Here is a 26,324-nt window from a genome sequence, read left to right as displayed (position 1 = left end):
GACCGTAGAGGTCGCGTGTTCGAATCACGTCACTCCGACTTTTGGAAAAGAACCGTAAAGTTACATAAAATGTGGCTTTACGGTTTTTTAGTATAAAGATGCGTGATAAAGCCATAAAAGTACTGAAAAACAATACTTTTATGGCTTTCTGATTTTTCATTTAATTACTTCAATAATTATTCTTGATAGAAAGATCCCATATAGCGGATATAGTCATCTTCTGTATGATTCGCTTTCCAGTCATGGACGCTGGCTTTATTACGCTCTCCGGAAATGACAGACAGTTCTTTTCCTAATTTTTCAAAAGCTTCGTCCACAACTTCTTCCGGTGTTTGAGCAGTCTTCATAACAGCTTCCCCCTGTGGTCCGCCAGGCAGGTTGCTTAAAAGACTTGGTGTCAGAGTAGTTCCCAAAGTGATGACTTCCACATCAACATTGGTCTTTTCCGTTTCACAGGCAACAGCCTCTGTCATTTTTAAAATGAATGCCTTTCCTGCACCATATTGGCCATTCCATGGTGAACTGGAAATTCCAGTCATAGAAGATACGTTGATGACAGCACCGCGATCCTGTGCAGCAAAGATTTTCATATAGTGATAGAAGCATTTCATAAATGTAACAACGTTTACGTTGATCATTGCCTCATGCTTTTCCCAAGGTGTATCCTGGATTTTGCCAAAAGAGTGTAAGCAGGCTACATAGGCCATAAATCCCATATCCAGATTTTCTGTTGCAGCAAAAATTTTGTCAGTAGCATCTGGCAGCGAAAAGTCTGCTTTTACGACTTTATAATCAATCTCATAAGTGTTTTTTAGTTCCTCACCGAGCTCTTTTAATTTTTCTTCACGGCGTCCGACCATTACGACATTCATACCTTCTTTGGCAAGCCTTTCACAAAATGCTTTTCCGACACCTTCAGTAGCGCCTAAAATAATTCCCCATTCTCCATATTTTTCTCTCAATGTCATGTTGATTCTCCTCTCATATATGATATTTTAAATGTACGGTGGAAAAATAAAAATCCACAACTATACTGATATTATAGCACAGATATAAGTGAAACAGTATTAAGCTTCTGATAATACAGAAAAGGATTATACAAAACTGCTACTTGTCAACTGTTTAGAATACCCGTATAATAAAAAAGGTTATTAAACTTATTTCTATGGTAGGAATATAGAAAGGATACATTTGAAAAAGATGGAAGAGTGGGATATACAATATAAAGAGCTCTTATCCATGCCGGAGCAGTCTTATCGCCTGATCGATATTCGGGATGAAGCTTCCATGTCATACGGAATGATTCCGGGGGCAGAGTGGCTTCCGACAGAAACAATCGAGCAGAATCTGGATGCGGCGGATAAGGAAAAGAAGCTGGTGCTTTACTGTACGCGAGGGGCATTAAGTGAAGAATGTGCAGAAGTGCTCCGGGAGAAAGGATATGATGCAGTCAGTCTGGAAGGCGGATATACGAGGTGGTTGTTAGAGCGGATGGAAGCTGAGCAGAAGAAGGAAGAGGAAGAATCAGGTGAAGAACTTTTGCGGGCAGAAGAGATTGAGAAAAGTATCCGCAAAAAATTTCACAAAAGACTGTTCTCGCGATTTGCCAAGGCAGTTCGGGAATATGAGCTGGTGCAGGAGGGGGACAGGATTGCAGTCTGTATTTCCGGTGGAAAAGATTCGATGCTGATGGCAAAGCTGTTTCAGGAATTAAAAAAGCACAACAAGTTTCCGTTTGAGGTGGAATATCTGGTGATGGATCCGGGATACAGTGAACTGAACCGGAAACTGATTGAACAGAATGCAAAAATGATGGGGATTCCGATCAAAATTTTTGAGTCTGATATTTTTGATGCGGTGTTTGATGTGGAAAAATCTCCGTGTTATTTATGTGCCAGAATGCGAAGAGGGCATCTCTACAGTAAGGCAAAAGAACTTGGATGCAACAAGATCGCACTTGGACACCACTATGATGATGTGATTGAGACAATCCTGATGGGAATGTTGTATGGTGCGCAGGTACAGACCATGATGCCGAAGCTGCACAGCACGAATTTTGAGGGGATGGAGCTGATTCGTCCGCTGTATCTGGTAAGGGAAGATGATATCAAGCATTGGAGAGATTACAATCATCTGCATTTTCTGCAGTGCGCCTGCCGGTTTACCGAGACATGCAGTACCTGCAGTGTGGATGGAAGCAGTGCATCCAAACGGATGGAAATCAAGCACCTGATCGCAAAACTGAAAGAAACGAACCCGTATGTAGAGGGAAATATTTTTAAGAGTGTGGAAAATGTCAATTTGAGTACGGTAATTGCATACAAGGAAAACGGAGTCAAACATCATTTTCTGGAATCCTATGATGAGAAAGCATAAAAATGGGATTTGAAAAAAATACAAAAAATCAAAAATAAAAACTTGAAAAATAGAACATGGAGATTATAATAAGTAACAAAATACAAAGTGCAAAGGAGAAAAAAAGATGAGTATTAGAATTGGTATTTTAGGATATGGAAATCTGGGACGCGGAGTGGAATGCGCGATCAGACAGAATCCGGATATGGAACTGGTGGCTGTATTTACCCGCAGAAATCCGGAAGACGTGACAATATTGACAGAGACAGCAGCAGTGTGCAACATTGCAGATGCTGCTGACTGGAAAGATAAGATCGATGTGATGATCCTGTGTGGAGGAAGTGCGACAGATCTTCCTGTACAGACACCGGAATATGCGAAGATGTTCAATGTAGTAGACAGTTTTGATACTCATGCAAAGATTCCGGAGCACTTTGCAAACGTAGACGCAGCTGCAAAAAAAGGCGGACACATCGGAATTATCTCTGTGGGCTGGGATCCGGGAATGTTCTCATTGAACAGACTGTATGCAAATGTAGTACTTCCGGAAGGGAAAGACTATACGTTCTGGGGAAAAGGTGTCAGCCAGGGACATTCTGACGCAGTGCGTCGGATCGCAGGTGTAAAAGACGCAAAACAGTATACAATTCCGGTAGAGTCTGCACTGGAAGCAGTAAGAAACGGTGAAAATCCGGAGCTGACTACACGCCAGAAACACACAAGAGAGTGCTTTGTTGTGCTGGAGGAAGGCGCAGATGCTGCAAGAGTGGAAGAGGAAATCAAGACAATGCCGAACTACTTTGCAGATTATGACACAACGGTACATTTTATCAGCGAGGAAGAATTAAAAGCAAATCACAGTGGAATCCCGCACGGAGGATTTGTACTCAGAAGTGGTGTGACAGGCTGGGAAAAAGAAAACAAACATCTGATCGAATACAGTCTGAAACTGGATTCCAATCCGGAATTTACTTCTTCTGTAATTCTGGCATATGCAAGAGCAGCATATCGCCTGCATAAAGAAGGACAGACAGGATGCAAGACGGTATTTGACATTGCTCCGGCATATTTAAGTCCGAAGAGTGCAGAAGAACTGCGTGCAGAAATGTTATAAAACGACTGTAAGAAGGACAGGCAGATGCTTTTTTGAAGTGTCTGTCTGTTTTTCTGTACATTTTTGCAGGAAATGAGTATAATAGATAGCATCATGTATTTGGAAATGTTATGAAAGAAGAGGTGAATCATGTTTGGCTATGTGACGATCTGCGAACCGGAGCTGAAGATGAAAGATCTGCGAAAATATAAGGCATATTATTGCGGACTCTGCCGGAAATTAAAAGAGGATTACGGGACGATGGGACAGATGACGCTGACTTATGATATGACATTTGCGATTATTCTGCTGGCATCCTTGTATGAGGCAAAAAACCGGATGAATCAGCACAGATGTAAAGCGCATCCGGTGAAGAAGCAGGCGATGATCGAGAATGAGATTACACAGTATGCAGCAGATATGAACGTTCTGCTTGCATATTACCATATGAAAGATGACTGGGCAGATGAGAAGAAAGTAAGCGGTCTGTTAGGGGGCGGACTGCTCAAGAAAAAGGCAGAAAAGATTGCGGAGCAATATCCAAGGCAGAGTAAAGCAATCAGGGAGTCTTTGCAGGAACTCTCAGACTGTGAAAAAGAGAACAGTCAGGAGATCGACCGATCAGCAGGCTGCTTTGGAAGACTGATGGCAGATCTGTTTGTATATAAGGAAGATATGTGGGAAGAGACACTGCGGCGCATGGGATTTTTCTTGGGAAAATATATTTACATTATGGATGCTTATGAAGATCTGGAAGAGGATCTTCGTAAGCAGTGTTACAATCCACTGAAAAGTCTGCATGAAAGAGCAGATTATGAAGAACAGATCCGGCAGATCCTCTGTATGATGATCGCAGAGTGCAGCGCCGAGTTTGAGAAGCTGCCATGCCTTTTGGATGTGGACATTTTAAGAAATATCCTGTATGATGGAGTCTGGAATCGTTATAATAAAATTCAGAAGAAAAAGTTAGAGGAAGGAAATAAAAAGAATGAGCAAGAATCCTTATGACGTGCTGGGAGTTCCTCAGAATGCATCAGATGATGAGATAAAAAAAGCATACCGGGAGCTGACAAGAAAGTATCATCCGGATGCAAATGTGAACAATCCGCTTGCAGATCTGGCGGAAGAAAAATTCAAAGAAGTGCAGGAAGCATATGATGAGATCATGCGCCAGAGAGAGCAGGGAGGAGGATATTCCTACGGAAATTCCTCCTATGGCGGGAATTCTTACAATAACACATACAACGGACCACAGGACGCAGAGATGCAGGCAGTGTTCAATTATATCAACAGCAGAAACTACAGGGAAGCGCTAAATCTTCTTGACCGGATGCCGAACCGCAATGCGATGTGGTATTATGCCAGCGGGTTTGCCAATGCAGGAATCGGAAATAACGTACTTGCAAGAGAGCATGCGGCACAGGCAGTCAATATGGAACCGAATAATGTACAGTATCGTCAGTTGTTGAACCAGCTGGACTGGAACAGCAGAAGATATCAGAGCAATCCATACGGAGGCGGATATGGAGCCGGCGGACAGAGCTGTGGAACGGGGAACATGTGCTGTGATCTCTGGTGTGCAGATACGCTGTGTGAATGTATGGGAGGAGATCTTTGTTCATGCATGTAAAAGCGAGAATGACCGCATTTAGCGGACTGCTTCTGGCACTTTCTGTTGTCTGTATGGCACTGGGAAGTGTGATCGAGACCAATACGCTGTTTTTACTGGCGGCAGCTTCCTATTTTGTGGGGATCATCATCCGTGAATTCGGGATGAAAGCGGGAGTGGCTTTTTATCTGGCAGATATCCTGCTCGGATTTTTGGTCACACCGAACAAGTTTTATGTAATTTCATTTGCCGCTATGGGATTTTACATCCTGGCAGCGGAAGGCAGCTGGCGATTTTTGGGTAAAAGCAGTGAAAAGATGCAGAAATCCTGGATTTTCTGGGTGATGAAATATGTGGTGTTTAATTTGATGTATATTCCAATGGTTCTGATATTTCAGGAATTTCTTTTCATGAAAGAACTCTCCGGTGGACTGCTTCTGGCTGTTCTGGCAGCAGGACAGGTGGGAGTCTGGATTTATGACCGGGCTTATGAATATGTTCAGGTTCATATATGGAATAAGTTCCGGGGAAAGCTGTTGAATTAGTGTAGTTATTTGATAGGATATTGCCCAAGTGTGGATTTTCTGGTATACTATCGACATTACGCATGTTCAAATGTGACAGCGAAATAGAAGAAAAGGAGGAAATATATGTTAAATGACATCTTAGGGCAGATCAATGATCTGATGTATACGTACCTGCTGTTGTTTCTGTTGTTGGGAACCGGACTTTACTTTTCAATCCGTTCACGGTTTGCACAGGTGCGTCTGATGAAAGAAGGATTTCGGATTCTTACGGAAAAAGCGGAGGTGGAAGATGGGAAGAAACAGGTCTCATCTTTTCAGGCGCTTATGATTTCCACAGCATCCCGTGTCGGAACAGGAAATATCGCAGGAATCGCGACTGCTATCGCGGCAGGCGGACCGGGAGCGGTCTTCTGGATGTGGGTGATGGCTGTAATCGGAGGTGCTTCTGCATTTATCGAAAGTACACTGGCACAGGTATATAAGACAAAGGATGGAAAAGACTTCCGTGGCGGTCCTTCCTACTATATGGAGAAGGCGCTTGGAAAACGTTGGATGGGAGTGCTTTTTTCCGTGCTTCTGATTATTTGTTTTGCTTATGGATTCAATGGTCTGCAGTCTTATAATATGTCTTCTGCTCTGGAATATTATATTCCGGGATACAGTGAGAGCAGTTATCCGATGATTGTAGGTTTGATTCTGGCAGTCGGAACCGGTCTGATCATTTTCGGAGGCGTGCATCGTATCGGATTTATTACGTCTGTAATGGTGCCGATCATGGCAGGTGCATATCTTCTGATCGGACTTTTTACGATCGTGACACATCTTCCGCAGCTTCCGGGCGTACTGGCAATGATCTTATCAGAAGCATTTGATGTTCAGGCGATTATGGGCGGCCTGGCTGGAAGCGCAGTTGTGATCGGAATCAAGAGAGGTCTGTTCTCCAACGAGGCAGGTATGGGAAGCGCGCCGAATGCTGCAGCAAGTGCATCTGTAAGCCATCCGGCAAAACAGGGGATGGTACAGGTAATTTCTGTATTTATCGACACGCTTTTGATCTGCTCGGCAACTGCAATGATGCTGCTTCTTTCCGGTGTTCAGGGAGAGGCGGGCGTTCTGGATGGAATTCCGTTTGTGCAGAAAGCGATTTCTGCAAATGTGGGAACATGGGGAATCCACTTTATCACGGCATCCATTTTTGCGTTTGCATTCAGCAGTCTGATCGGTAACTATTATTATGCAGAATCCAATATTTTGTTTATCAAGAATAATAAGGTTTTACTGTTCGTGTTCCGCTGTACATGCCTTTTGGCAGTATTCTTAGGCGCACAGGCAGATTTCTCACTGGTATGGAATCTGGCAGATATTACGATGGGATGTATGGCGATCGTCAACATTATCGCAATTCTGCTTTTGGGCAACATTGCTCTGAAAGTATTGAAAGATTACGAAACACAGAAAAAGGCCGGAAAAAATCCGGTATTTAAAGCAGAGAATGTAGGAATTAAAAATACAGACTGCTGGAAATAGTCGAACAAGCAGCTGCATCAGAAGAGTGATGCAGCTGCTTGTTTTATATGTGGATAAAATAAGGAAAAACGCGCGTTAAGAGAGGGAATACTACGTAAAAATAAAAGAAACATAAAATAAAAATGAAATTTCAGAAAGGTACGGGTTTCTTGCTTGACTTCTGAAAACAGCTCGACTATACTACATTCTAACTTAAGTTACATATGTGGCGGGGAAGGAGAATGATATGCAGGAAGTAAAATCACCAAAGAAGCCATTTTTATATTACTGTCTGATCGTAGCAACAATTATGGTTTTGCTGAACAGTCTGGTATTCCCGAATGTACTGAAGCATTCTGTAAAAGAAGTGGACTATAATACATTCATGAAAATGACAGAGAACAAGGAAATTGGAAAGGTCAACATTGACAGCGGGGAGATCATCTTTACGGATAAGAGTGAAGAGAAGATGTATAAGACCGGTGTTATGGATGATCCGGGTCTGGTAGACAGACTATATGATTCCGGGGCAGACTTTTCTTCTAAGATTACAGAAGAGATGTCTCCAATCCTGTACTTTTTACTGAGTTACATTCTGCCGATCGCGATTTTTATCATGCTTGGCAGATGGTTATCCAAGAAGATGATGTCGAAGATGAACGGCGGAGCAAATCCGATGAATTCTATGATGTTCGGAGGTGGAAAGAGCAACGCAAAAATTTACGTCAAATCCAGCAACGGGATTAAGTTTTCCGATGTGGCAGGAGAGGATGAGGCAAAGGAGCTGCTAAGTGAGATCGTGGATTATCTTCATGATCCGGATAAATATCGGGAGATGGGAGCAGCTATGCCAAAAGGCGCTCTGCTTGTGGGACCTCCGGGAACCGGTAAGACTCTGCTTGCAAAAGCGGTAGCGGGAGAAGCCAATGTTCCGTTCTTTTCGATTTCCGGTTCGGAATTTGTGGAGATGTTTGTTGGTATGGGGGCTGCGAAAGTGCGGGACTTATTCCAACAGGCGAATGAGAAGGCACCATGTATCGTGTTTATTGATGAGATTGATGCCATCGGGAAGAAGCGAAATGGAAATATCGGCGGAAATGATGAAAGAGAGCAGACACTGAATCAGCTTTTGACAGAGATGGATGGATTTGACGGCACGAAAGGCGTTGTGATCCTGGCGGCGACCAACCAGCCTGATTCACTGGATCCGGCGCTGCTGCGTCCGGGACGGTTTGACCGCAGGATTCCGGTAGAACTCCCGGATTTAAAAGGAAGGGAAGAAATCTTAAGAGTCCATGGAAAGAAAATCCGGCTTTCTGATAATGTGGATTTTGCAGCAGTTGCAAGAACGGCTGCAGGGGCTTCCGGAGCGGAGCTTGCCAATATTGTCAATGAAGCGGCTCTTCGGGCGGTACGCCGCGGAAGTAAAGTGACCATGCAGGAAGATCTGGAAGAAAGTGTAGAGACAGTGATTGCCGGATATCAGAAGAAAAACAGGATTTTGTCTACGAAAGAAAAACTGACAGTTGCCTACCATGAGATCGGGCATGCACTGGTTGCGGCAAAACAGACGGATTCCGCACCGGTTCAGAAAATTACCATTATTCCACGTACCTCCGGTGCGTTGGGATACACCATGCAGGTGGATGAGGGAGAGCATTTCCTTATGACAAAATCGGAATTGCTCAACAAGATCACTACATTTACCGGCGGGCGAGCAGCGGAAGAGCTGGTTTTCAAAGAAGTGACAACAGGCGCATCCAATGATATTGAGCAGGCCACCAAGCTGGCAAGAGCCATGCTGACTCAGTTCGGTATGAGTGATGAATTTGATATGGTGGCGATGGAGACGATCCAGAATCAGTATCTGGGAGGGGATGCATCCCTGACCTGTTCTCCGGAGACGCAGACGAAGATCGATGCCAAGGTAGTAGAGATCGTGAGAGAGGCACATACAAAAGCACTTCAGATTTTAAAAGAAAATGAGACGAAGCTGCATGAACTTGCCAAGTATCTGTATGAAAACGAGACCATCACAGGAGAAGAGTTTATGCAGATCTTGCAGGCAAAAAAATTGGTTTGTGAAGAGAATGCTTCAGAAGATACAACGGTATAACAGAGAAAAATCAGAAAATGTGTCAGACAGACTGTTTTCTGATTTTTTTGTGCATGAATTATTAAAAATCTTTGTGTATATAGATTGACGGTGTTTTTGTAATTGCGTTAAGATAAGAACAAGATTAAGGAACGGGAGGAAAGAACATGTCATTGATCCAGCAGTTAAAGCAGGCGCAGGATTTTACAGAACGAGAGAAGGATATTGCACGATTTGTTTTGGAACATCCGGAGACCATTGAAAATATGTCATCCAGAGAACTGGGGCATCAGACCTTTACCAGTGCGGCTTCTGTGACACGGTTTTGTCAGAAGCTGGGCGTGAAAGGGTTTCCGGAATTTAAGATTAAGTTTGTCAGTGAACTGAGGGATGGATATCTGGACGAAAAACAGGAGAAAATTATGATGTCCGAGCGGGAAAATGTTGTGACTATGGTTCGGAAAATCACAGAAATTCAGAAACAGGCGGTAATGGAGACACAAAAGGAAGTTTCGTATAGCCAGCTTATGCGTGTTGGAAAACTGATCGCAGAGGCACGGTCTGTGGATTTCTATGCTTATGATATGAATGTAAATCTAGCACAATATGGATGTTCCCTGCTTTTTCATGCGGGAAAAAGATCTGCTGTTTATTCTGCAACGAATATTCAGGGATTACATGCAAATATGCCGTCAGATGGTCATGTGGCAATTATTTTGAGTCATACAGGACGGAATGAACGGTTGGCGGAGATTGAAAAGTTGTTGAGAAAAAATGGGACAAGAGTGGTTGCAGTAGTGTCCGATGGTGATAGTATCATTGCCAGATATGCGGATGAAGTACTGGTGGCGGCCGGTTCTGAAAAAGTAGAAGAGTTCTGGATGTCCATGTTTTTTGCTTCGGGTAAATACTTGTTGGATATTTTGTATGGGTTGGAATTTAGCAGAAAATATCAGGATAATCTGGTCTTGAATCAAAAATATGAGAAAGCGGGAGAGAAGAGTCTTTGGGGCTTAAATGAAGAATCTTAAACGCGGAATTAACAATTCCCTTTTAGTTATGCAAAATAGCTAAAAGGGAATTGTTGATTTTGCACAAAAACAGAATGTATTTTTTTATATGTGAAACATTGTTGCACTGGATTTGTTGTTGGTTTCAGAAAAAGTGAAATGAAAAAACAAAATCCGTAAAAATATTGAAAGAAAAACGAGAATTCTATATAGTAATTTCATCAAAAGAAGAGAGTGGATGCGCGCAAAGGACTCTGTACAACAAGGAGGAGAACGAGATGGCACAGATCAGAGATTATCGAAAACTGGCCCATGACATTATCTGTGAAGTGGGCGGAAAAGAAAATATTGTCAATGCCACAAGATGTGCAACGAGATTGAGACTGGTATTAAAGGAAGAGCCGGAACAGGCAAAAGAGAAAGTTGCAGCAATGGCGGGAGTAATTACAGTTGTGGAAAACAGCGGACAGTTCCAGGTTGTAATCGGGACTCATGTGGGAGAGGTATATGATGCGGTGGCAGAAGAACTGCATCTGGATACAGAGAATCTTCAGGTGGAGCAGCCGAAACAGAGTGTCATGAATAAAGTGATTGCAACAATGTCAGCTGTGTTTGCACCGTTTGTATATATTCTGGCTGCAGCGGGACTTCTGCAGGGGGCGTTGATCCTGGTCAATATGGCAGTTCCATCTTTTGCAGGAACTGGGACGTATGCGGTATTGAGTTTTATGTCATGGACGCCATTTACATTTCTTCCGATTTTTATTGCAATTACCGCATCCAAGCACTTTAAATGTAATACGTTTATCGCCGTTTTATGTTGTTGTGCATTGGTTAATCCGGACTGGGCGGGTATGGCGGCCCGGATTGCAGATGGAGAAGTAATCCGTTTTTTGGGAATCAAACTGTCTGAGACAACCTATACTTCAACAGTATTGCCTCCATTACTTCTGGTCTGGGTATTGTCCTATCTGGAACGATTTTTAGAAAAGAAACTGCCAGAAGCAGCAAAAGCATTGCTAACACCGTTAATCTGCTTTTTGATTATGGTTCCCGCAACCATTCTTGTGATTGGTCCTGTATCTTCCATTACGGCAAACGGAATTGCAAATGGATATAATTTTCTTGCAAATACCGCGCCAGCCCTGGCAGGAGCCATCATCGGAGGCTTGTGGGAAGTGGTAGTAATTTTTGGAGTACATTGGGGAATTACACCAGTTGTTCTTGCTAATTTTGATATGCAGGGATTTGATACGTTTCAGGCATTTCAGACCATTGCAGTCGTTGCTCAGGTTGCGGCAGCCTTTGGCGTATTTATCAGATCTAAAAACAGAGAAATGAAAAGTGTTTCGTTATCAGCAGGAATCACAGGTATTTTCGGAATTACAGAGCCAACAATCTATGGGGTGACACTGCGATTGAAAAAACCGTTTATCTGTGGATGTATCGGAGGAGCCGTCGGAGCAGTTGTGATGAGCTTTTTCCACTCTGCTTATTATGCATATGCAGGACTCCCAAGCCTTTTGACAGTGGTAAATTCCATCAGCAAGGATGCACCGATGTCATTTGTAGGAGAAGCAGTTGGATGTGCTGTGGCAATTGTTCTGACAATCGTATTGATTCAGGTTGTAGGATTTGCAGACCCGAAAGAAAAAGAGGAGTCTGACACAGAAAAAGGCAGCACAAATGAGGAAATTTGTGGAGAAGAAATTGTGGACAGCCCGATGAGGGGAGAGGTAATCCCATTGAGTGAAGTACATGATGAAGTTTTTTCCGGAGAAATGATGGGAAAAGGATGTGCCATCGTGCCGGAAGAAGGGAAAATATATGCACCATTCGACGGAAAAATAGTCGGACTGTTGGAGAGTCATCATGCAGTAGGAATCGAGAGTACGTCAGGAATTGAGATTCTGATTCACGTGGGGATGGATACCGTTAAACTTCAGGGAAGAGGATTTACAGCATATGTGCAGGACGGAGAACAGGTGAAGAAGGGGCAGCTTCTTCTGGAATTTGAAAAAGAAGAGATTGAAAAAGCCGGTTATGAAGTGACAACCCCTGTAATCGTTACGAATAGTTACGAATTCTCAGAGATTGAGACAGTGGCCTTTAAGCAGGTAGAGCGTCAGAATGCATTGTTGAAAGTACAGAGAATATAGAGAGAAAATAGGAGGAGATATAAGATGGCATTAGCAAATACGTTTTTATGGGGCGGTGCAGTTGCTGCAAATCAACTGGAAGGCGGATGGAATGAAGGTGGAAAAGGGATTAGTGTGATGGATGTGATGACTGGGGGCAGCAATCAAATGATGCGCCGAATCACAGAAGGAGTCATTGAAGGCGAGTATTATCCAAATCACGAAGCGATTGATTTTTACCATGAATACAAAGGAGATATTGCTATGATGGCGGAAATGGGATTTAAGTGCTTCCGTACCAGTATAGCGTGGACACGTATTTTTCCAAATGGTGATGAACTGATCCCGAATGAGGAAGGACTGAAATTTTATGACGATCTGTTTGATGAACTTTTAAAGTATGGCATAGAACCGGTCATTACACTGAGCCACTTTGAAATGCCATATCACTTGGCAAAAGAATACGGAGGCTGGGTGAATCGAAAAGTGATTGATTGTTTCGTGCGTTATGCAGTTACAGTCATGGAACGTTACAAAGAGAAAGTTAAATATTGGATGACATTTAATGAGATTAATAACCAGACCAATACGTCTGCGGATATTTTCGGATGGACAGATTCCGGGGTTCTCTTTTCACAGTACAAAAACAAGAAGAAAGCTATGTATCAGGCGGCACATCATGAAATGGTGGCAGGTGCTATGGTTGTAAAAAAAGGACATCAGATCAATCCCGATTTTCGGATTGGATGCATGTGTTCGTTTGTCCCGTTTTATCCATATTCCTGCAATCCGGATGATATTATGACAGCAGCAGAATGTATGCATGAAAGATATTATTTTGCGGATGTGCAGATGAGAGGGCATTATCCTGCGTTTGCAAAGAAAGAATGGGAGCGGGAAAATACAGCACCGGTGATGGAACCGAGAGATGAACAGATCCTTGCGGAAGGTGTCTGTGATTATCTGGGATTCAGCTATTATATGACCAATGCAGTCAAAGCAGATGTACAGAAAGACACGACGGAATCACTGGATGGAAGCTCTGCAAATTCTGTTCCTAATCCATATGTAAAAGCAAGTGACTGGGGATGGCAGATCGATCCAGTGGGACTTCGGTATGCACTTGTTTCCCTGTATGAGCGCTATGAAAAACCACTGTTTATTGTGGAAAATGGATTTGGGGCAATCGATGTTCTAAAAGAAGATAAAACCTGTGATGATGATTACCGGATCGAATATCTGAGGGCACATATAAAGGAGATGAAAAAAGCAGTAGAACTGGATGGAGTAGACTTGATGGGGTACACGCCTTGGGGCTGCATTGATCTGGTATCCTTTACAACAGGGGAATTGAGAAAACGTTATGGATTTATCTATGTTGATAAAAATGATGATGGAACTGGAAGCGGAAAACGTTATAAGAAAAAATCTTTTGCATGGTTCCGTCGCGTGATTGAGACAAACGGGGAGGAACTGTAGAAGAAAAAGTACAGTGGCTGCAAAAATCTGCGGCCACTGTACTTTTTTCTTCTACAGTCCCATTTTAGGCTGTGTCAAAATGGATTTTACATGATCAACTTCCTGCTGGGTTGCTTTTGCAGCAGGCACGTAATAGCTTTTTTCCCGTGCTACCTGATACAGTTTTTCCTGTGACATTTCACACTGGTTTCGAATCTGTTTGAGGCACTGTTTCAGTTCTTTGTTTTCTGTCTGCGGTATCATATCTCCGAACATTTTCAATTCTCCGTTTACTCCGACCAAGGCGTCAGATACCATTGTCTTTTCATCCATTTTCAAATCCCCCTTATAAAAATTTCATCAGATCCTGTTTGTTTTTGAGTGCGGAATCGGCAGCTTCCTGAAATAACTGCTTTACCTGCGGGTCTGTTGCCTGTGCGGCGTAATCTGTCATTTTACAGTGAGTCGTAGAGTATCCTCCGATCAGATGACGGAGATTCTGCAGATCTAAGATTGAAATTTCTGTCATGGTAATGTCTCCTTTGCATAAATTTAGATTTGTGTTTCGCGAAATAGTATGTTCCGGATCGGGAAAAAGTATGTATTTTACAACACGCTTTTTCTTTTTGTTGTGCAGTTCCCCTGTTTTATGTTATTATAAATATACATATGTGATTTTTTCAGTGAAGGGAAATTCGCTCTTTAGAATCAACAAAGAAAGGAAAGTACTGTATGAAGATTTTAATTCAGAATGGACATGTTGTGGATCCGTTGACAGGTGTGGATGAAGTATGTGATGTGCTTGTGCGTGATACTGATATCGAAAAAGTAGAAAAAAATCTGCAGGCTGAAGCTGACAGAGTGATCGATGCGTCAGGCTGTTATGTAATGCCGGGATTTATCGATCTGCATGTGCACTTGAGAGATCCGGGACTGACTCAGAAGGAAACACTTTCGACCGGAGGAATGGCAGCAGCCAGAGGCGGTGTGACGACAGTATGTGCGATGCCGAATACGAAACCGGTGATCGATACAAAAGAAAAAGTAGAAGAGGTTCACAGACGTGCAAAGGAGGAATCTCTGGTACACGTGATACAGCTGGGCTCCATGACTATGGGTGAGTGCGGCGAAGAACTCTCGGATATCGAAGGGATGGCACAGGCAGGCTGTTATGCACTCAGCGAAGATGGAAAATCTGTCATGAATGCCTTTTTGTTCCGAAAAGCCATGCGAAAAGCAAAAGAGAATGATCTGCTGATCTTCTCACACTGCGAAGATATTTCCATGGTAGAAGGCGGCGTGATGAATGCCGGAAAGCGTGCAGAGGAACTGGGCGTAAAAGGGATCACGAATTCGGTGGAGGATGTGATCGTGGCACGAGACATCCTGATTGCAAAAGAGCTGGATGCCACATTGCATCTGTGCCATTGCTCGACAGCAGACAGCGTCCGGATGATCAAAGATGCGAAAGAAGCAGGGCTGAAGGTGACAGGAGAAGTGTGTCCGCATCATTTTATTCTGACAGATGAGGATATTCCAGAGAACAATGGAATCTGGAAGATGAACCCGCCGCTGCGCTCCAAAGCAGATGTGGAAGCGCTCAGACAGGGATTAAAAGACGGAGTGATGGATGTGATCTCCACAGATCATGCACCGCATATGATGTCTGAGAAGGATAAGCCAATGGAACAGGCAGCATTTGGAATCGTGGGCCTGGAGACCAGTGCATGCCTGACTTATACAGAGCTGGTGGAAAAAGGAGTGCTCACAGTGATGCAGATGGCAGAAAAGATGAGCTATAATCCGGCAAAGATCCTGGGACTGAAAGACAGAGGAAGTGTTTCAGCCGGTAAAAAAGCAGATATTGTAGTATTTGATCCGAGAAGAGAATATCAGATCGATGTGGATACGTTTGCATCCAAAGGGAAAAATACACCGTTTGACGGATGGGAAGTTAAGGGAGAAGTCTGCTGTACATTAGCAGACGGAAAGATCGTATACGAAAAATAAGGAGACAGACAGCATGTTCTGTCCCTTTTTAGAGAACAGGGAGGAAGAAAAAATGATCAACAAACTGGTAGCAAAAATCAAAGAAACAAAGGCACCGATCGTGGTGGGACTGGACCCGATGTTAAACTACATTCCGGAGCACGTGCAGAAAAAAGCATTTGCTGAATTCGGAGAGACACTGGAAGGGGCGGCAGAAGCAATCTGGCAGTTTAACAAAGAGATTGTGGACAAGACATATGATCTGATTCCGGCAGTGAAGCCGCAGATCGCGATGTATGAGCAGTTCGGAGTTCCGGGAATCGAGGCGTTCAAAAAGACAGTGGATTACTGTAAATCCAAAGATCTGGTGGTGATCGGAGATATCAAACGTGGAGATATCGGTTCTACTTCCGCAGCGTATGCAGTGGGACATCTGGGAAGCGTTAAAGTGGGAAGCAAAGAGTACGTTCCATTTGATGAGGACTTTGCAACAGTGAACCCATACCTTGGTTCTGACGGGGTGAATCCGTTCATCGATGTCTGCAAAGAACACAAAAAAGGTCTTTTTATTCTTGTGAAGACATCCAATCCGTCCAGCGGAGAATTTCAGGATCAGCTGATCGACGGAAAACCACTGTACGAGCTGGTTGGAGAAAAAGTAGCACAGTGGGGCGCTGACTGTATGGGTGACGAGTACAGCTATATCGGAGCTGTTGTAGGAGCCACATATCCGGAGATGGGAAAAGTGCTTCGCAAAGTGATGCCAAAATCTTACATTCTGGTACCTGGATATGGTGCACAGGGCGGACAGGGCAAAGATCTGGTACACTTCTTCAATGAAGACGGACTGGGTGCGATCGTAAACTCATCCAGAGGAATCATTGCGGCTTACAAGCAGGAAGCTTATGCAAAATTCGGAGCAGAGAATTTCGGAGATGCTTCCAGAGCTGCAGTTGAAGCGATGGTTGCAGATATCCAGGGCGCATTAGAAGCAAGATAAGTACCGGGGAGGAAGATTCATGTCTAAGAAACAGAAAATGACAGCAGTGGTCATCTCGCAGGAGAAGATCGCAGAAGATATTTACAGTATGTGGCTGAAAGCAGAGCCTGTGGCTGCAGAAGCGGTTCCGGGACAGTTTATTTCCATGTATACAAATGACGGAGCAAAACTGCTTCCAAGACCGATCAGTCTGTGTGAGATTGACAAAGAAAAGGGCGCTTTGCGCGTGGTGTACCGCGTGACAGGAGAAAAGACCGGAACAAAGCAGTTTTCACAGATGAAAGCGGGCGATTCACTGGAGGTCATGGGACCGCTTGGAAACGGTTTTGATCTGGAAACGGGAAAAGAAAAAAAAGCGCTGCTTTTTGGCGGCGGGATTGGTGTGCCGCCGATGCTGGAGCTGGCAAAGCAGTTAACAGCCGGATATCAGACCGAGTGTCAGCTTGTGATGGGATATCGAAGTGAGACGTTTCTGACAAAAGAGATGGAAGCAAATGGAACACTTTATATTGCGACAGAAGATGGAAGTACAGGAACAAAAGGAAACGTTATGGATGCAGTTGCAGCGGACAGTCTGGAAGCAGATGTGATCTATGCCTGCGGTCCGACTCCGATGCTGCGTGCGATCAAGCAGTATGCACAGGAGAAAGGAATCGAGTGCTACATTTCCATGGAAGAGAGAATGGCGTGCGGAATCGGAGCCTGTCTTGGATGTGTCTGCCAGTCGAAGGAAGTGGATGATCACAGCCATGTACACAACAAACGTGTCTGCAAAGACGGACCGGTATTTTTGGCAACGGAGGTGGAACTGTAATGGATATGCGGGTAAAGATTGCAGGTGTAGAGTGGAACAATCCGGTGACAGTGGCATCCGGAACATTTGGATCAGGGGAAGAATACAGTGAATTTGTAGATCTGAACCGTCTGGGCGCAGTCACTACAAAAGGAGTGGCAAATGTGCCGTGGCCGGGAAATCCGACACCGAGAGTTGCGGAGATCCACAGCGGAATGATGAATGCCATTGGACTGCAGAATCCGGGAATTGATGTATTCTGTAAGAGAGATATCCCGTTTTTGCGTCAGTACGATACGAAGATTATTGTCAACGTATGCGGAAGATCCACAGAGGATTACTGTGAAGTGGTAGAACGCCTGGCGAATGAAGATGTGGATATGCTGGAGATCAATATTTCCTGTCCGAATGTCAAAGAAGGCGGAATTGCATTCGGACAGAACCCAAAGGCAGCAGAAGAAATCACAAGAGCAGTGAAAAAATATGCAAAACAGCCGGTTATCATGAAACTGAGTCCGAATGTGACCAGCATTTCTGAGATGGCAAAAGCGGTAGAAGCCGGCGGGGCAGATGCTATTTCTCTGATCAATACTCTGACAGGAATGAAGATCGATATCAATCGGAAGACCTTTGCACTGGCAAATAAGACCGGCGGTGTTTCCGGTCCGGCCATTCATCCGATCGCGGTCCGCATGGTATATGAGGCGGCCAATGCAGTGAATGTGCCGATCATCGGTATGGGCGGAATCGAGACGGCTGAGGATGCCATCGAGATGCTCTTAGTCGGGGCGAGTGCAGTATCCGTGGGAACTGCGAATTTCTACAATCCGAATGTGACCATGGAGATTGTGGATGGCATTGCGAGATATATGGAACAGAACCATTTTGCAAGCGTGCAGGATATGGTTGGAATTGTAAAATAGCAGAACGAAAAAGGGTGTGAAAAAAGTGACACATCCTTTTTTCATGTGTGCGGACATTCCTTAAAGGATGCCGTAATTTGTTGTGACATAGTCGTAAAAGTTCTTTACGACAGGTGTCATATGGTGTGTTTTCAGAGCAGCCATATAAAACTTTCGTTCCCAGTCAGGGTAGGAGATCTGAATGATTTTTACATCCATTCTGAGAAGGTCTGTCATATATGGAACGACTGCCACCCCGAATCCTTTCGAAACGAAACCTGCGATTACGATGTCCTCGTCTATTTCATACGCAATCTGGGGCTTCACCTGTATTTTTTGAAACAAATTGTCAACAATACCTCGCAGACCGGAGGCCTGAGAAAAATAAATCTGGGGATAAGGAGCCAGTTCCTTCAGATTTATTGATTCGTGTCCGGAAAGCGGATGATTTTTCGGAGCGATCACAACAAGATCTTGTTTAGAAACAGGAATAAAATGGATATCAGGTTCATTCTCGCGTTTTGTACAAAAGACAATATCATATTTTTCATCTTTAAGACCTTCGAGCAAAGAAGCAGTAATGCCTGTGTGAAATTTGAACTGAATGGTCTTTTCTTTTTGTTCTTCTAAAAATCGATGTGCCATTTCGGGCAAAAATCCTACACCCAGTGTTCGAAGAAAGCCTAATTCAATGACTCCTGCGCCCATTGCGATGTGACGCATATTTAAAATCCCTTCATCAAGAACGTCCAGTGATTTTTCTACATATTTCAAAAATTGAGATCCTTTCGGAGTGAGTACAGAACGCCGTCCCTGTTTTTCAAATAAAGTGCCCCCCAATTCTTGTTCTAATAAGGAGATAGAATGACTCAGGCTTGGCTGGGTAATGCACAATTGTTCTGCGGTTTTTCGAAAATGTCCGGTCTTTGCCAGCAGAGAAAAGTAGCGAAGCTGATATAAGTTCATATGACGATTCCTCCAGGATATCCTGGAAATTCTTAAGAAGTATGAAATGCAGGTAACTGAAGTGGAATATATCGTTCAGTGGGCAGAAGACAATCGAAGCTACGAACAGAAATACAAAGAACAGATGTGTTTTCATATGTGTGAGCTGTTTGGCGTTTCCCATATTAACTGTGGTCTGATGGAAACATATTCTGTGGAGCACACAGCTCAAAAACTGAAAGAATTATGCGGCAGAGCGGGCAGTCTTGTGATCGGAGTAGAACCGATGCCATACAGCGGCATTCCAAATGTAAAAAGAGCCTGGGAGATTGTAAAAGCAAGTGAATGTGAAAATGCAAAGATCATTCTGGATTCCTGGCACTGGCTCAGAGCAAACCAGCTGATCGATCTTTGTGTTCTGGAAGGAATTCCGGCAGATAAGATCGTTTCTGTTCAGATCAATGATGTATATGAGAGAGCGTATGCAGAAAATGTGTTGAGAGATGAGTCTATGCATGATCGTCTGGCACCTGGAACAGGATGTGGAGATACGGCAGCTTTTTGCAGAATGCTTAAGGAAAAAGGTGTACAGCCGCGTGCATTCGGAGTAGAAGTGATCAGTGACAGTATTCTTGCCCGGGGTGTTGAGGAAGCTGCAAGATTCAATTTTGAAAATACAAAAAAGTGCTGGAAAGTTCCTGGCCGGAGATTTTAGAAGCATAGAAATTGGGGAAGGAGAAAAGCAACGATGAAATTTGAGGCAATGTTTCAACCGGTCAAAATCGGAAATATGACAGTCCCTAACCGGTTTGTGATGAGTCCGATGGGAAATAATTTTGCGAATACAGACGGGAAGATGAGTGAACGTTCTGCAGCATATTACGGGGCGAGAGCAAAAGGCGGATTTGGATTGATCACATTTGAAGCAACGGTTGTCTACAAGGAGGCAAAGGGAGGTCCCAGAAAGCCGTGTCTGTTTTCCGATGATACCGTCAGCAATTTTAAAGAGGCTATTTTAGCCTGTCATAAGGAAGGGGCGAAGGTTTCCATTCAGCTTCAGCATGCAGGTCCGGAAGGAAACTCCAAGGTGACGGGGTATCCGTTAAAATCGGCAAGCAGTATTCCTGCCTCTGTGAAGACAGAAATCCCAAAAGCAATTTCTACGGAAGAATTGTACCGGCTGATCGAGGCTTACGGAGATGCGGCTTTGCGGGCGAAACAGGCGGGAGCAGATGCAGTGGAAGTACATTGTGCCCATGGATATCTTGTAAGTTCTTTTATCTCTGAAAGAACCAATAAACGGCAGGATGAATTTGGCGGATGCTTTGAAAATCGTATGCGTCTTCCAAAACTGATCATAGAAAATATCCGTAAAAAAACAGGTGGAACACTTGCTGTAATCTGCAGAATCAATGGTTCGGACGATGTGGTGGGAGGTCAGACACCGCAGGATGCAGCTGCAGTTGCATCTTATCTGGAAAAAGAATGTGGTGTAGATGCGCTTCATGTATCGAGAGCAGTGCACCTGCATGATGAATATATGTGGGGGCCAAGCGTTCTTCATGAGGGATTCAGTTCTGGCTGTGTGACAGAAATCAAGCAGGCGGTTAAGATCCCGGTGATTACAGTAGGACGTTATACGGAACCACAGTATGCAGAGCTGATGGTAGAAGAAGGAAGGGCGGATCTGATTGCTTTTGGCCGTCAGAGTATCGCAGATCCTGAGCTTCCGCGAAAGGCAAAGGACGGAGAACTGGAATTACTCCAGCCGTGTATTGGATGTCTGCAGGGATGTGTGCCAAACATGTTCCGGGGAGAAGCAATTACTTGTCTGGTCAATCCTCTGGCAGGAAGAGAAGCCGAGCTTGATCTGGCAGAACAGAAGAAAAAAGTTGTCGTTGTCGGCGGAGGACCGGGAGGTTTATATGCGGCATATGTATGTGCGCTTCTAGGACATGATGTGACTTTATACGAAGAAAAAGAGATGCTTGGCGGAAATATGCGTCTGGCAGCTTATCCCCCGGGAAAAGGATGTATTAATGGCATGATCTGCAGTTACATCAACAACTGTAAGGCACAGGGAGTAACGATTGAATTAAATACGTCCGTAACACCGGAGCTGCTCCGGGAGAAAAAGCCGGATGCGGTGATTGTTGCCACAGGTTCCAAACCTCTCATGCTGCCGATTCCGGGAATTGAAAAGACAGTACATGCAGCAGATGTACTGGAAGGAAATGTAAAACCGGGAAAACGTGTTCTGGTAGTCGGAGGCGGCATGGTAGGATGTGAAGTGGCGGATTTCCTTGGAGAACTGGGACATCAGGTATCAATTGTGGAACTCCGTGACGAATTAGGCGCAGATGTGATCCCGGAACATAGAAAATTCCTGATGAAAGAACTGAATGAGTATCAGGTACAGGGGATTACAGGTGCAAAAGTGACAGAATTTCATGAGGATGGTGTCTCTTATGTTCTGGAGAATGGAACAGAAGGTCGTGTGGAGCAGGTGGATACTGTGGTGCTTGCAATGGGATACCGTAATTATGATCCTCTGAGCCAGGAAATCAAAGTATTTGCAAAAGAAGTATTTGTGATAGGAGATTCAGTTCGTGCGCGAAGAGCGATGGATGCTACGAAGGAAGCATTCGAAACAGCAATGATGATTTAGGAAAGAAAGGAGAATTGTTATGGAGATTAATGGAAGAACAGGATTTTTTTGCCTGATCGGTTCACCGGTAGGACATTCCGGTTCACCGGCAATGTATAATTACAGTTTTCAGAAGACAGAACAGGATTATGTTTATCTGGCATTTGACGTGGATCTTGACAAGACAGAAGAGGCAGTCAGTGCGTTGAAAGCACTTGGATGTAAAGGGGTTAATGTGACCATGCCATGCAAGACAAAGGTGGCAGAGCTGGCAGATGAGCTTTCTGACGCAGCAGAACTGATCGGTGCCTGCAATACAGTTGTGGTAAAAGACGGAAAGCTTCATGGACATAATACGGATGGAATCGGATTTGTGAGAAATCTCAAGGAGCACGGTGCAGATGTAAAAGATAAAGTGATCACTGTTATGGGTGCAGGGGGAGCAGCTACTGCGATCCAGGTTCAGGCCGCATTGGAAGGGGCAAAGAAGATTTATATTTTCAATTGTAAGGATAAATTTTATGCGAATGCAGAAAATACGGCAAGAAAAATTGAAAACAAGGTTCCTGGTGTAACTGTAGAGGTATATCCTTTGGAAGACAGCCAGAAATTATATGAAAAAATCAAAGAAAGTGATATCCTTGTGAATGCAACCAAGTCAGGAATGAAACCGGCAGAGGATGAGTCGTTGATCAAAGATGTATCCGTATTCCAGCCGGATTTTGTAGTTGCAGATGCGGTTTATAATCCAAGAGAAACAAAACTGATTCGGGAGGCAAAAGCAGCAGGCTGCAAAATTGCACTGGGCGGAATTGGTATGCTTCTATGGCAGGGCGAAGCTGCTTTCCGGATTTTTACAGGAGAGAGCATGCCTACGGAGGAAGTGTATGAAAGATTTTTTCGAGGATAAGGAAAAAAGGATTCCGGGCAACATGGAATATGATATAGAACAAATCAGAAATGAGCTTGGAAAAGGAATGAACATCGAAAAAATAGCAGAGAAACTGAACTTAGATCAAGCGTATGTTGAATTTTTGTTTTGGTTTGGAATTTTATAAAAGTGTGAAACGTCCTTTCTGGTGAACTGTCCGGTGGGAGATTATCCGTGATATGAGTAGTCTCCCTGTTTTTATACGGGCAGCTTCCGGGAAGAAAATTCAGGAGATTTTAACTGCGGCTGATAAAAAATTGAAATAACCGAAAAATTATGATAAAATTGAGAAGATTTAACAGATTACAGGGGCATACAGATGTCCATAAATATGGAGGTTTAAGGAAGATGGAAGCATACAAACAGGAATTTATTGAATTTATGGTAGACAGTGATGTATTAAAATTTGGAGAGTTTACATTGAAGAGCGGAAGAAAATCTCCGTTTTTTATGAATGCAGGCGGATATGTAACAGGTTCTCAGCTGAAAAAGCTGGGTGAGTATTACGCGAAGGCAATTCACGATAAATACGGCGATGACTTCGATGTGTTATTCGGACCTGCTTATAAGGGAATCCCGCTTGGAGTTGTAACTGCAATCGCATACAGCGAATTATACGGAAAAGAAGTGCGTTACTGTTCAGACCGCAAAGAAGAAAAAGATCACGGTGCAGACAAGGGAAGTTTCCTTGGAAGTAAATTAAAAGACGGAGACCGTGTTGTGATGATCGAGGATGTAACAACATCCGGAAAATCTATGGAAGAGACAGTTCCGAAAGTAAAAGGTGCTGCCGATGTAGAGATCGTCGGACTGATGGTGTCATTAAACCGTATGGAAGTCGGAAAAGGCGGAGAAAAATGTGCATTGGATGAAGTGAAAGAGCTGTATGGCTTTGACACCGCAGCAATCGTAACAATGGAAGAAGTCGTAGAACACCTCTACAACAGACCATATAAAGGAAAAGTGATCATTGATGATACATTAAAAGCGGCAATTGATGCATATTATGAAATGTATGGTGCAAAGTAAGCGGGGAGTGAAAGAAGATGGAGAAGGCATATAAAACAATGAGTCAGGCAGGAGCAGGAAGCATTGTGATCGGAATCATTACGATCGTAACAGGCGTGACAGCCGGAATTATCGCCATTGTCAATGGGGCACGTCTGTTGAAAAATAAGAGCGAGATTACATTTTAGCTGTGGAAAACGGGGGAGTAATTTGAATCAGAGACAGGTGAAAAGAACCCGCACGGTGGGAAAAATATTATTTGTGCTCTATATTTTTTTCTTATTATATTTCCTGATCTTCTCAGACTGGTACGGACGCAGCGGTATTGGTGAAGAATACCGCTGTAATCTTGTGCTTTTCAAGGAGATCAGACGTTTTGTGGAATACCGGGAAACGCTTGGGCTTTTCGCGGTATTTACCAATTTATTTGGAAATATCCTGATTTTTGTGCCATATGGATTTTTTATATCCGTTGCCAGCAGGATGAGAGGCTTTTTGATGACATTGTTCTATAGCTTGGGACTGAGCCTCGGAGTGGAAGTATTTCAGCTTTTGACAAGAGTGGGAAGCTTTGACGTAGATGATCTGTTACTGAATACGATCGGCGGAATTTTAGGATATGTATTGTTTTTGATCTGTAATGGGATAAGGAGAAAATATGATGGCAGGAGAAAAAAAGGAAAAAAAGGAAAATAAGGAAAAGAAAGAGAAGAAAGAGAAGAAAGAAAAAATCAGACAGGCAAGACAGGGAAAAAGTTCTTGTATGTATGCGATTTTTTCATTGTTTGTTCTTGTATTGTTGATTCTTCATGCGTATACAATGCGTGAGAAAACGGCAGATATTGCAGGTGCATTGGGACTGATCGATATGATGTTTACAGTTTTTGGAATCCGGGCAGGTCTTAAGGGACGTCAGGAGCCGGAAAAAAGACATTTTACGTGCTGGCTCGGAATCGTACTTAACGGGCTGGTATTGCTGGTTCTGATCATGATATTTTTAGGAGGACTCTCATAGATGAAATTGGAAACATGGCAGCGGGATAGAAACGAGAGATGTATGGAACGCCACCAGCTCTCAATAGAAAGACTGCAGATGATCGATCAGGAAGAGACTGTGCAGGACAGGTATCGGCCGTATTTCCGGATGTGTGCCGCTTTTTTGCTCAAACTGGAATCACTTCGCAGAACAATAGAAGACCACAGTTTTGAAACCTTCACTCTGGAAGAGAGGAAGAGATGGAATCAGGAGCTGTATGTAGATATTCTGGGGGAAAACTATAAGAAGAGTTTTGCTGATCCGACATATGCGGTAAAGATGCTTTCAGAAGTCTATGGACAGCTCCTGAGTTTTTTGTATACAGAATTGCGCAGCGGGATTCTGTATGCATTTTCGAACAGACTGGATTATCTGACGATCTTAAATGAGTTGTTTCTGGAGATCTATCAGTGTTTTGAAGCGCAGGAACAGCCGGAATACAGGAATTTAAGAGAGTGTGTGTACTGGTATGCAAGCGATTACTGCGATGTATTTCTGGCAGATCATCTCAGAGAGTCCATAAATCCAGTGTACACAAAATCAGTCATTGACAGGATCAGGGAAATGGATCTTTCAGATAACCGGTATCTGTATTCTTACGGGGAATATGTGGGAGAGAAAGAACTGGAAACGGCAGAATATTTCAGAAATCTTTCCGAGGAGGCTCTTTGGAAAATAGCAGACACGTATACAAGAAGATATCGCAAAGAGGATTGCCAGGCTGAAAAGTCAGTGGTACAGATCTTTTATCGTCCGGGATTTGAGCGGCTTGTTTTGGCTGTGCTGGCAGATTTGGAAAAACAGGGAATCGAACCTGTCATCTGCATTCCGGCATCCGGTGTGATTGCAAGAGACGAACTGCATGGGAATGTAAATCCGCAGTATGAAGCAGATCATAAATGTGATGAGGCGCTGTTTCTGGATAAGAAATATATCGAGCGAAAACTGGATGTGATGAAGTACGGATATGAGCGTGAGAAGGAGTGGACAGCCAGAGTGACAGGAAGAATCCGACTGGATCGGGCGGAAGAAGCGTTGTGCGGACAAGCCGGTCCTGATGCAGTTTCCTACATGGAGGAACAAAAGGAATGTCTGCGCATATTTGATGAAAAATCAGTTCAGCTTATGAATCAATACGGTTTAGATATAACCACACCTTATGAAGAGTTAGAAGAAATAAGTGTATTAACAAAAGAAGGAAAAAATATTATACTATTGGAGGACGGAAGATTCGTGACTGAGGGAAAAAAGATGCCGGACGGATCTTTTGAGAAATAGACAG

27 protein-coding genes are annotated in these 26,324 nt (G+C 43.7%); 23 read left to right on the top strand and 4 right to left on the bottom strand.

Features of this window, described 5'->3' with window-relative positions:
* Window positions 1–176: 176 nt before the first annotated feature.
* Window positions 177–968, bottom strand: a complete 792-nt coding sequence (locus tag FXV78_RS02470; protein WP_004843516.1) for a 7beta-hydroxysteroid dehydrogenase — start codon at window positions 966–968, stop codon at window positions 177–179.
* A 232-nt stretch (window positions 969–1,200) separates the two neighbouring features.
* Here FXV78_RS02470 and FXV78_RS02465 point away from each other — a divergent pair, with 232 nt between their 5' ends.
* From FXV78_RS02465 to FXV78_RS02420, 10 genes are all read left to right on the top strand, one after another.
* Window positions 1,201–2,376 carry a PP-loop family protein gene (locus FXV78_RS02465; protein ID WP_004843515.1) on the top strand — a complete coding sequence of 392 codons (1,176 nt, stop codon included), beginning with the start codon at window positions 1,201–1,203 and terminating at the stop codon, window positions 2,374–2,376.
* Between the two features lie 106 nt (window positions 2,377–2,482).
* Window positions 2,483–3,469, top strand: a complete 987-nt coding sequence (locus FXV78_RS02460; RefSeq protein WP_004843514.1) for a diaminopimelate dehydrogenase — start codon at window positions 2,483–2,485, stop codon at window positions 3,467–3,469.
* 129 nt (window positions 3,470–3,598) lie between these two features.
* Window positions 3,599–4,456, top strand: coding sequence for a DUF5685 family protein (locus FXV78_RS02455; RefSeq protein ID WP_004843513.1), 858 nt, complete (start codon window positions 3,599–3,601; stop codon window positions 4,454–4,456).
* The gene (locus FXV78_RS02450; RefSeq protein ID WP_004843512.1) at window positions 4,437–5,078 is read left to right on the top strand and encodes a DnaJ domain-containing protein; all 642 of its coding nucleotides are present in this window, start codon (window positions 4,437–4,439) and stop codon (window positions 5,076–5,078) included. The genes FXV78_RS02455 and FXV78_RS02450 overlap by 20 nt, the downstream gene beginning before the upstream one ends.
* On the top strand, window positions 5,069–5,602 hold the full coding sequence (locus FXV78_RS02445; RefSeq protein WP_004843511.1) for a hypothetical protein: 534 nt from the start codon (window positions 5,069–5,071) through the stop codon (window positions 5,600–5,602). Before FXV78_RS02450 ends, FXV78_RS02445 begins: the two co-directional genes overlap by 10 nt.
* Before the next feature lie 105 nt (window positions 5,603–5,707).
* On the top strand, window positions 5,708–7,111 hold the full coding sequence (locus FXV78_RS02440) for an alanine/glycine:cation symporter family protein (protein WP_004843510.1): 1,404 nt from the start codon (window positions 5,708–5,710) through the stop codon (window positions 7,109–7,111).
* 226 nt (window positions 7,112–7,337) lie between these two features.
* On the top strand, window positions 7,338–9,206 hold the full coding sequence (gene ftsH, locus FXV78_RS02435; RefSeq protein ID WP_023923934.1) for an ATP-dependent zinc metalloprotease FtsH: 1,869 nt from the start codon (window positions 7,338–7,340) through the stop codon (window positions 9,204–9,206).
* Between the two features lie 146 nt (window positions 9,207–9,352).
* On the top strand, window positions 9,353–10,216 hold the full coding sequence (locus FXV78_RS02430; protein ID WP_004843507.1) for a MurR/RpiR family transcriptional regulator: 864 nt from the start codon (window positions 9,353–9,355) through the stop codon (window positions 10,214–10,216).
* A gap of 257 nt (window positions 10,217–10,473) precedes the next feature.
* Window positions 10,474–12,354 (top strand): beta-glucoside-specific PTS transporter subunit IIABC, encoded by a 1,881-nt coding sequence (locus FXV78_RS02425; RefSeq protein ID WP_009244928.1) that lies wholly within the window; start codon window positions 10,474–10,476, stop codon window positions 12,352–12,354.
* Between the two features lie 24 nt (window positions 12,355–12,378).
* Window positions 12,379–13,812 carry a 6-phospho-beta-glucosidase gene (locus FXV78_RS02420; RefSeq protein ID WP_004843505.1) on the top strand — a complete coding sequence of 478 codons (1,434 nt, stop codon included), beginning with the start codon at window positions 12,379–12,381 and terminating at the stop codon, window positions 13,810–13,812.
* 51 nt (window positions 13,813–13,863) lie between these two features.
* Here the strand turns inward: FXV78_RS02420 and FXV78_RS02415 are convergent, their stop codons facing one another.
* Both FXV78_RS02415 and FXV78_RS02410 read right to left on the bottom strand, forming a co-directional pair.
* Complete coding sequence (locus FXV78_RS02415) at window positions 13,864–14,124, bottom strand: spore coat protein (protein WP_004843504.1); 261 nt, start codon at window positions 14,122–14,124, stop codon at window positions 13,864–13,866.
* A 13-nt stretch (window positions 14,125–14,137) separates the two neighbouring features.
* Window positions 14,138–14,320, bottom strand: coding sequence for a hypothetical protein (locus FXV78_RS02410; RefSeq protein ID WP_004843503.1), 183 nt, complete (start codon window positions 14,318–14,320; stop codon window positions 14,138–14,140).
* Between the two features lie 203 nt (window positions 14,321–14,523).
* Here FXV78_RS02410 and FXV78_RS02405 point away from each other — a divergent pair, with 203 nt between their 5' ends.
* The 4 genes from FXV78_RS02405 to FXV78_RS02390 are packed head-to-tail and all read left to right on the top strand — an operon-like array spanning window position 14,524 to window position 18,496.
* The gene (locus FXV78_RS02405; RefSeq protein ID WP_004843502.1) at window positions 14,524–15,801 is read left to right on the top strand and encodes a dihydroorotase; all 1,278 of its coding nucleotides are present in this window, start codon (window positions 14,524–14,526) and stop codon (window positions 15,799–15,801) included.
* A gap of 52 nt (window positions 15,802–15,853) precedes the next feature.
* The gene (gene pyrF, locus FXV78_RS02400) at window positions 15,854–16,780 is read left to right on the top strand and encodes an orotidine-5'-phosphate decarboxylase (RefSeq protein WP_039959890.1); all 927 of its coding nucleotides are present in this window, start codon (window positions 15,854–15,856) and stop codon (window positions 16,778–16,780) included.
* Between the two features lie 19 nt (window positions 16,781–16,799).
* On the top strand, window positions 16,800–17,594 hold the full coding sequence (locus FXV78_RS02395) for a dihydroorotate dehydrogenase electron transfer subunit (RefSeq protein WP_004843500.1): 795 nt from the start codon (window positions 16,800–16,802) through the stop codon (window positions 17,592–17,594).
* On the top strand, window positions 17,594–18,496 hold the full coding sequence (locus FXV78_RS02390) for a dihydroorotate dehydrogenase (protein WP_004843499.1): 903 nt from the start codon (window positions 17,594–17,596) through the stop codon (window positions 18,494–18,496). The genes FXV78_RS02395 and FXV78_RS02390 overlap by 1 nt, the downstream gene beginning before the upstream one ends.
* A 60-nt stretch (window positions 18,497–18,556) precedes the next feature.
* Here the strand turns inward: FXV78_RS02390 and FXV78_RS02385 are convergent, their stop codons facing one another.
* The gene (locus FXV78_RS02385; protein WP_004843498.1) at window positions 18,557–19,441 is read right to left on the bottom strand and encodes a LysR family transcriptional regulator; all 885 of its coding nucleotides are present in this window, start codon (window positions 19,439–19,441) and stop codon (window positions 18,557–18,559) included.
* A 46-nt stretch (window positions 19,442–19,487) separates the two neighbouring features.
* Between FXV78_RS02385 and FXV78_RS02380 the strand changes: the two genes are divergently transcribed.
* From FXV78_RS02380 to FXV78_RS02350, 9 genes are all read left to right on the top strand, one after another.
* Window positions 19,488–20,135, top strand: a complete 648-nt coding sequence (locus tag FXV78_RS02380; RefSeq protein WP_004843497.1) for a sugar phosphate isomerase/epimerase family protein — start codon at window positions 19,488–19,490, stop codon at window positions 20,133–20,135.
* A gap of 33 nt (window positions 20,136–20,168) precedes the next feature.
* Window positions 20,169–22,088 (top strand): oxidoreductase, encoded by a 1,920-nt coding sequence (locus tag FXV78_RS02375; protein WP_004843496.1) that lies wholly within the window; start codon window positions 20,169–20,171, stop codon window positions 22,086–22,088.
* A 19-nt stretch (window positions 22,089–22,107) separates the two neighbouring features.
* A complete protein-coding gene (gene aroE / locus FXV78_RS02370; RefSeq protein ID WP_004843495.1) occupies window positions 22,108–22,977 on the top strand; it encodes a shikimate dehydrogenase in 870 nt (289 codons plus the stop codon).
* Entirely contained in the window at window positions 22,955–23,125 is a 171-nt protein-coding gene (locus tag FXV78_RS17790; protein ID WP_004843494.1) for a hypothetical protein, read from the top strand. The genes aroE and FXV78_RS17790 overlap by 23 nt, the downstream gene beginning before the upstream one ends.
* Window positions 23,126–23,346: 221 nt before the next feature.
* On the top strand, window positions 23,347–24,027 hold the full coding sequence (pyrE, locus tag FXV78_RS02365; RefSeq protein WP_009244911.1) for an orotate phosphoribosyltransferase: 681 nt from the start codon (window positions 23,347–23,349) through the stop codon (window positions 24,025–24,027).
* 17 nt (window positions 24,028–24,044) lie between these two features.
* Window positions 24,045–24,194, top strand: coding sequence for a hypothetical protein (locus FXV78_RS17785; RefSeq protein ID WP_004843492.1), 150 nt, complete (start codon window positions 24,045–24,047; stop codon window positions 24,192–24,194).
* A gap of 22 nt (window positions 24,195–24,216) precedes the next feature.
* Entirely contained in the window at window positions 24,217–24,702 is a 486-nt protein-coding gene (locus FXV78_RS02360; RefSeq protein ID WP_023923924.1) for a VanZ family protein, read from the top strand.
* Window positions 24,668–25,021: a DUF6142 family protein gene (locus tag FXV78_RS02355; protein ID WP_004843490.1), complete on the top strand. Its 354-nt coding sequence runs from the start codon at window positions 24,668–24,670 to the stop codon at window positions 25,019–25,021. Before FXV78_RS02360 ends, FXV78_RS02355 begins: the two co-directional genes overlap by 35 nt.
* The gene (locus FXV78_RS02350) at window positions 25,022–26,320 is read left to right on the top strand and encodes a hypothetical protein (protein ID WP_004843489.1); all 1,299 of its coding nucleotides are present in this window, start codon (window positions 25,022–25,024) and stop codon (window positions 26,318–26,320) included. It begins immediately after the preceding gene.
* Window positions 26,321–26,324 lie beyond the last annotated feature (4 nt).

The organism is Mediterraneibacter gnavus ATCC 29149, assembly GCF_008121495.1.
GTDB lineage: Bacteria > Bacillota > Clostridia > Lachnospirales > Lachnospiraceae > Mediterraneibacter > Mediterraneibacter gnavus.
The sequence above is the reverse complement of the archived record's forward strand: the minus strand, read 5'-3'. Positions and strand labels throughout refer to the sequence as shown.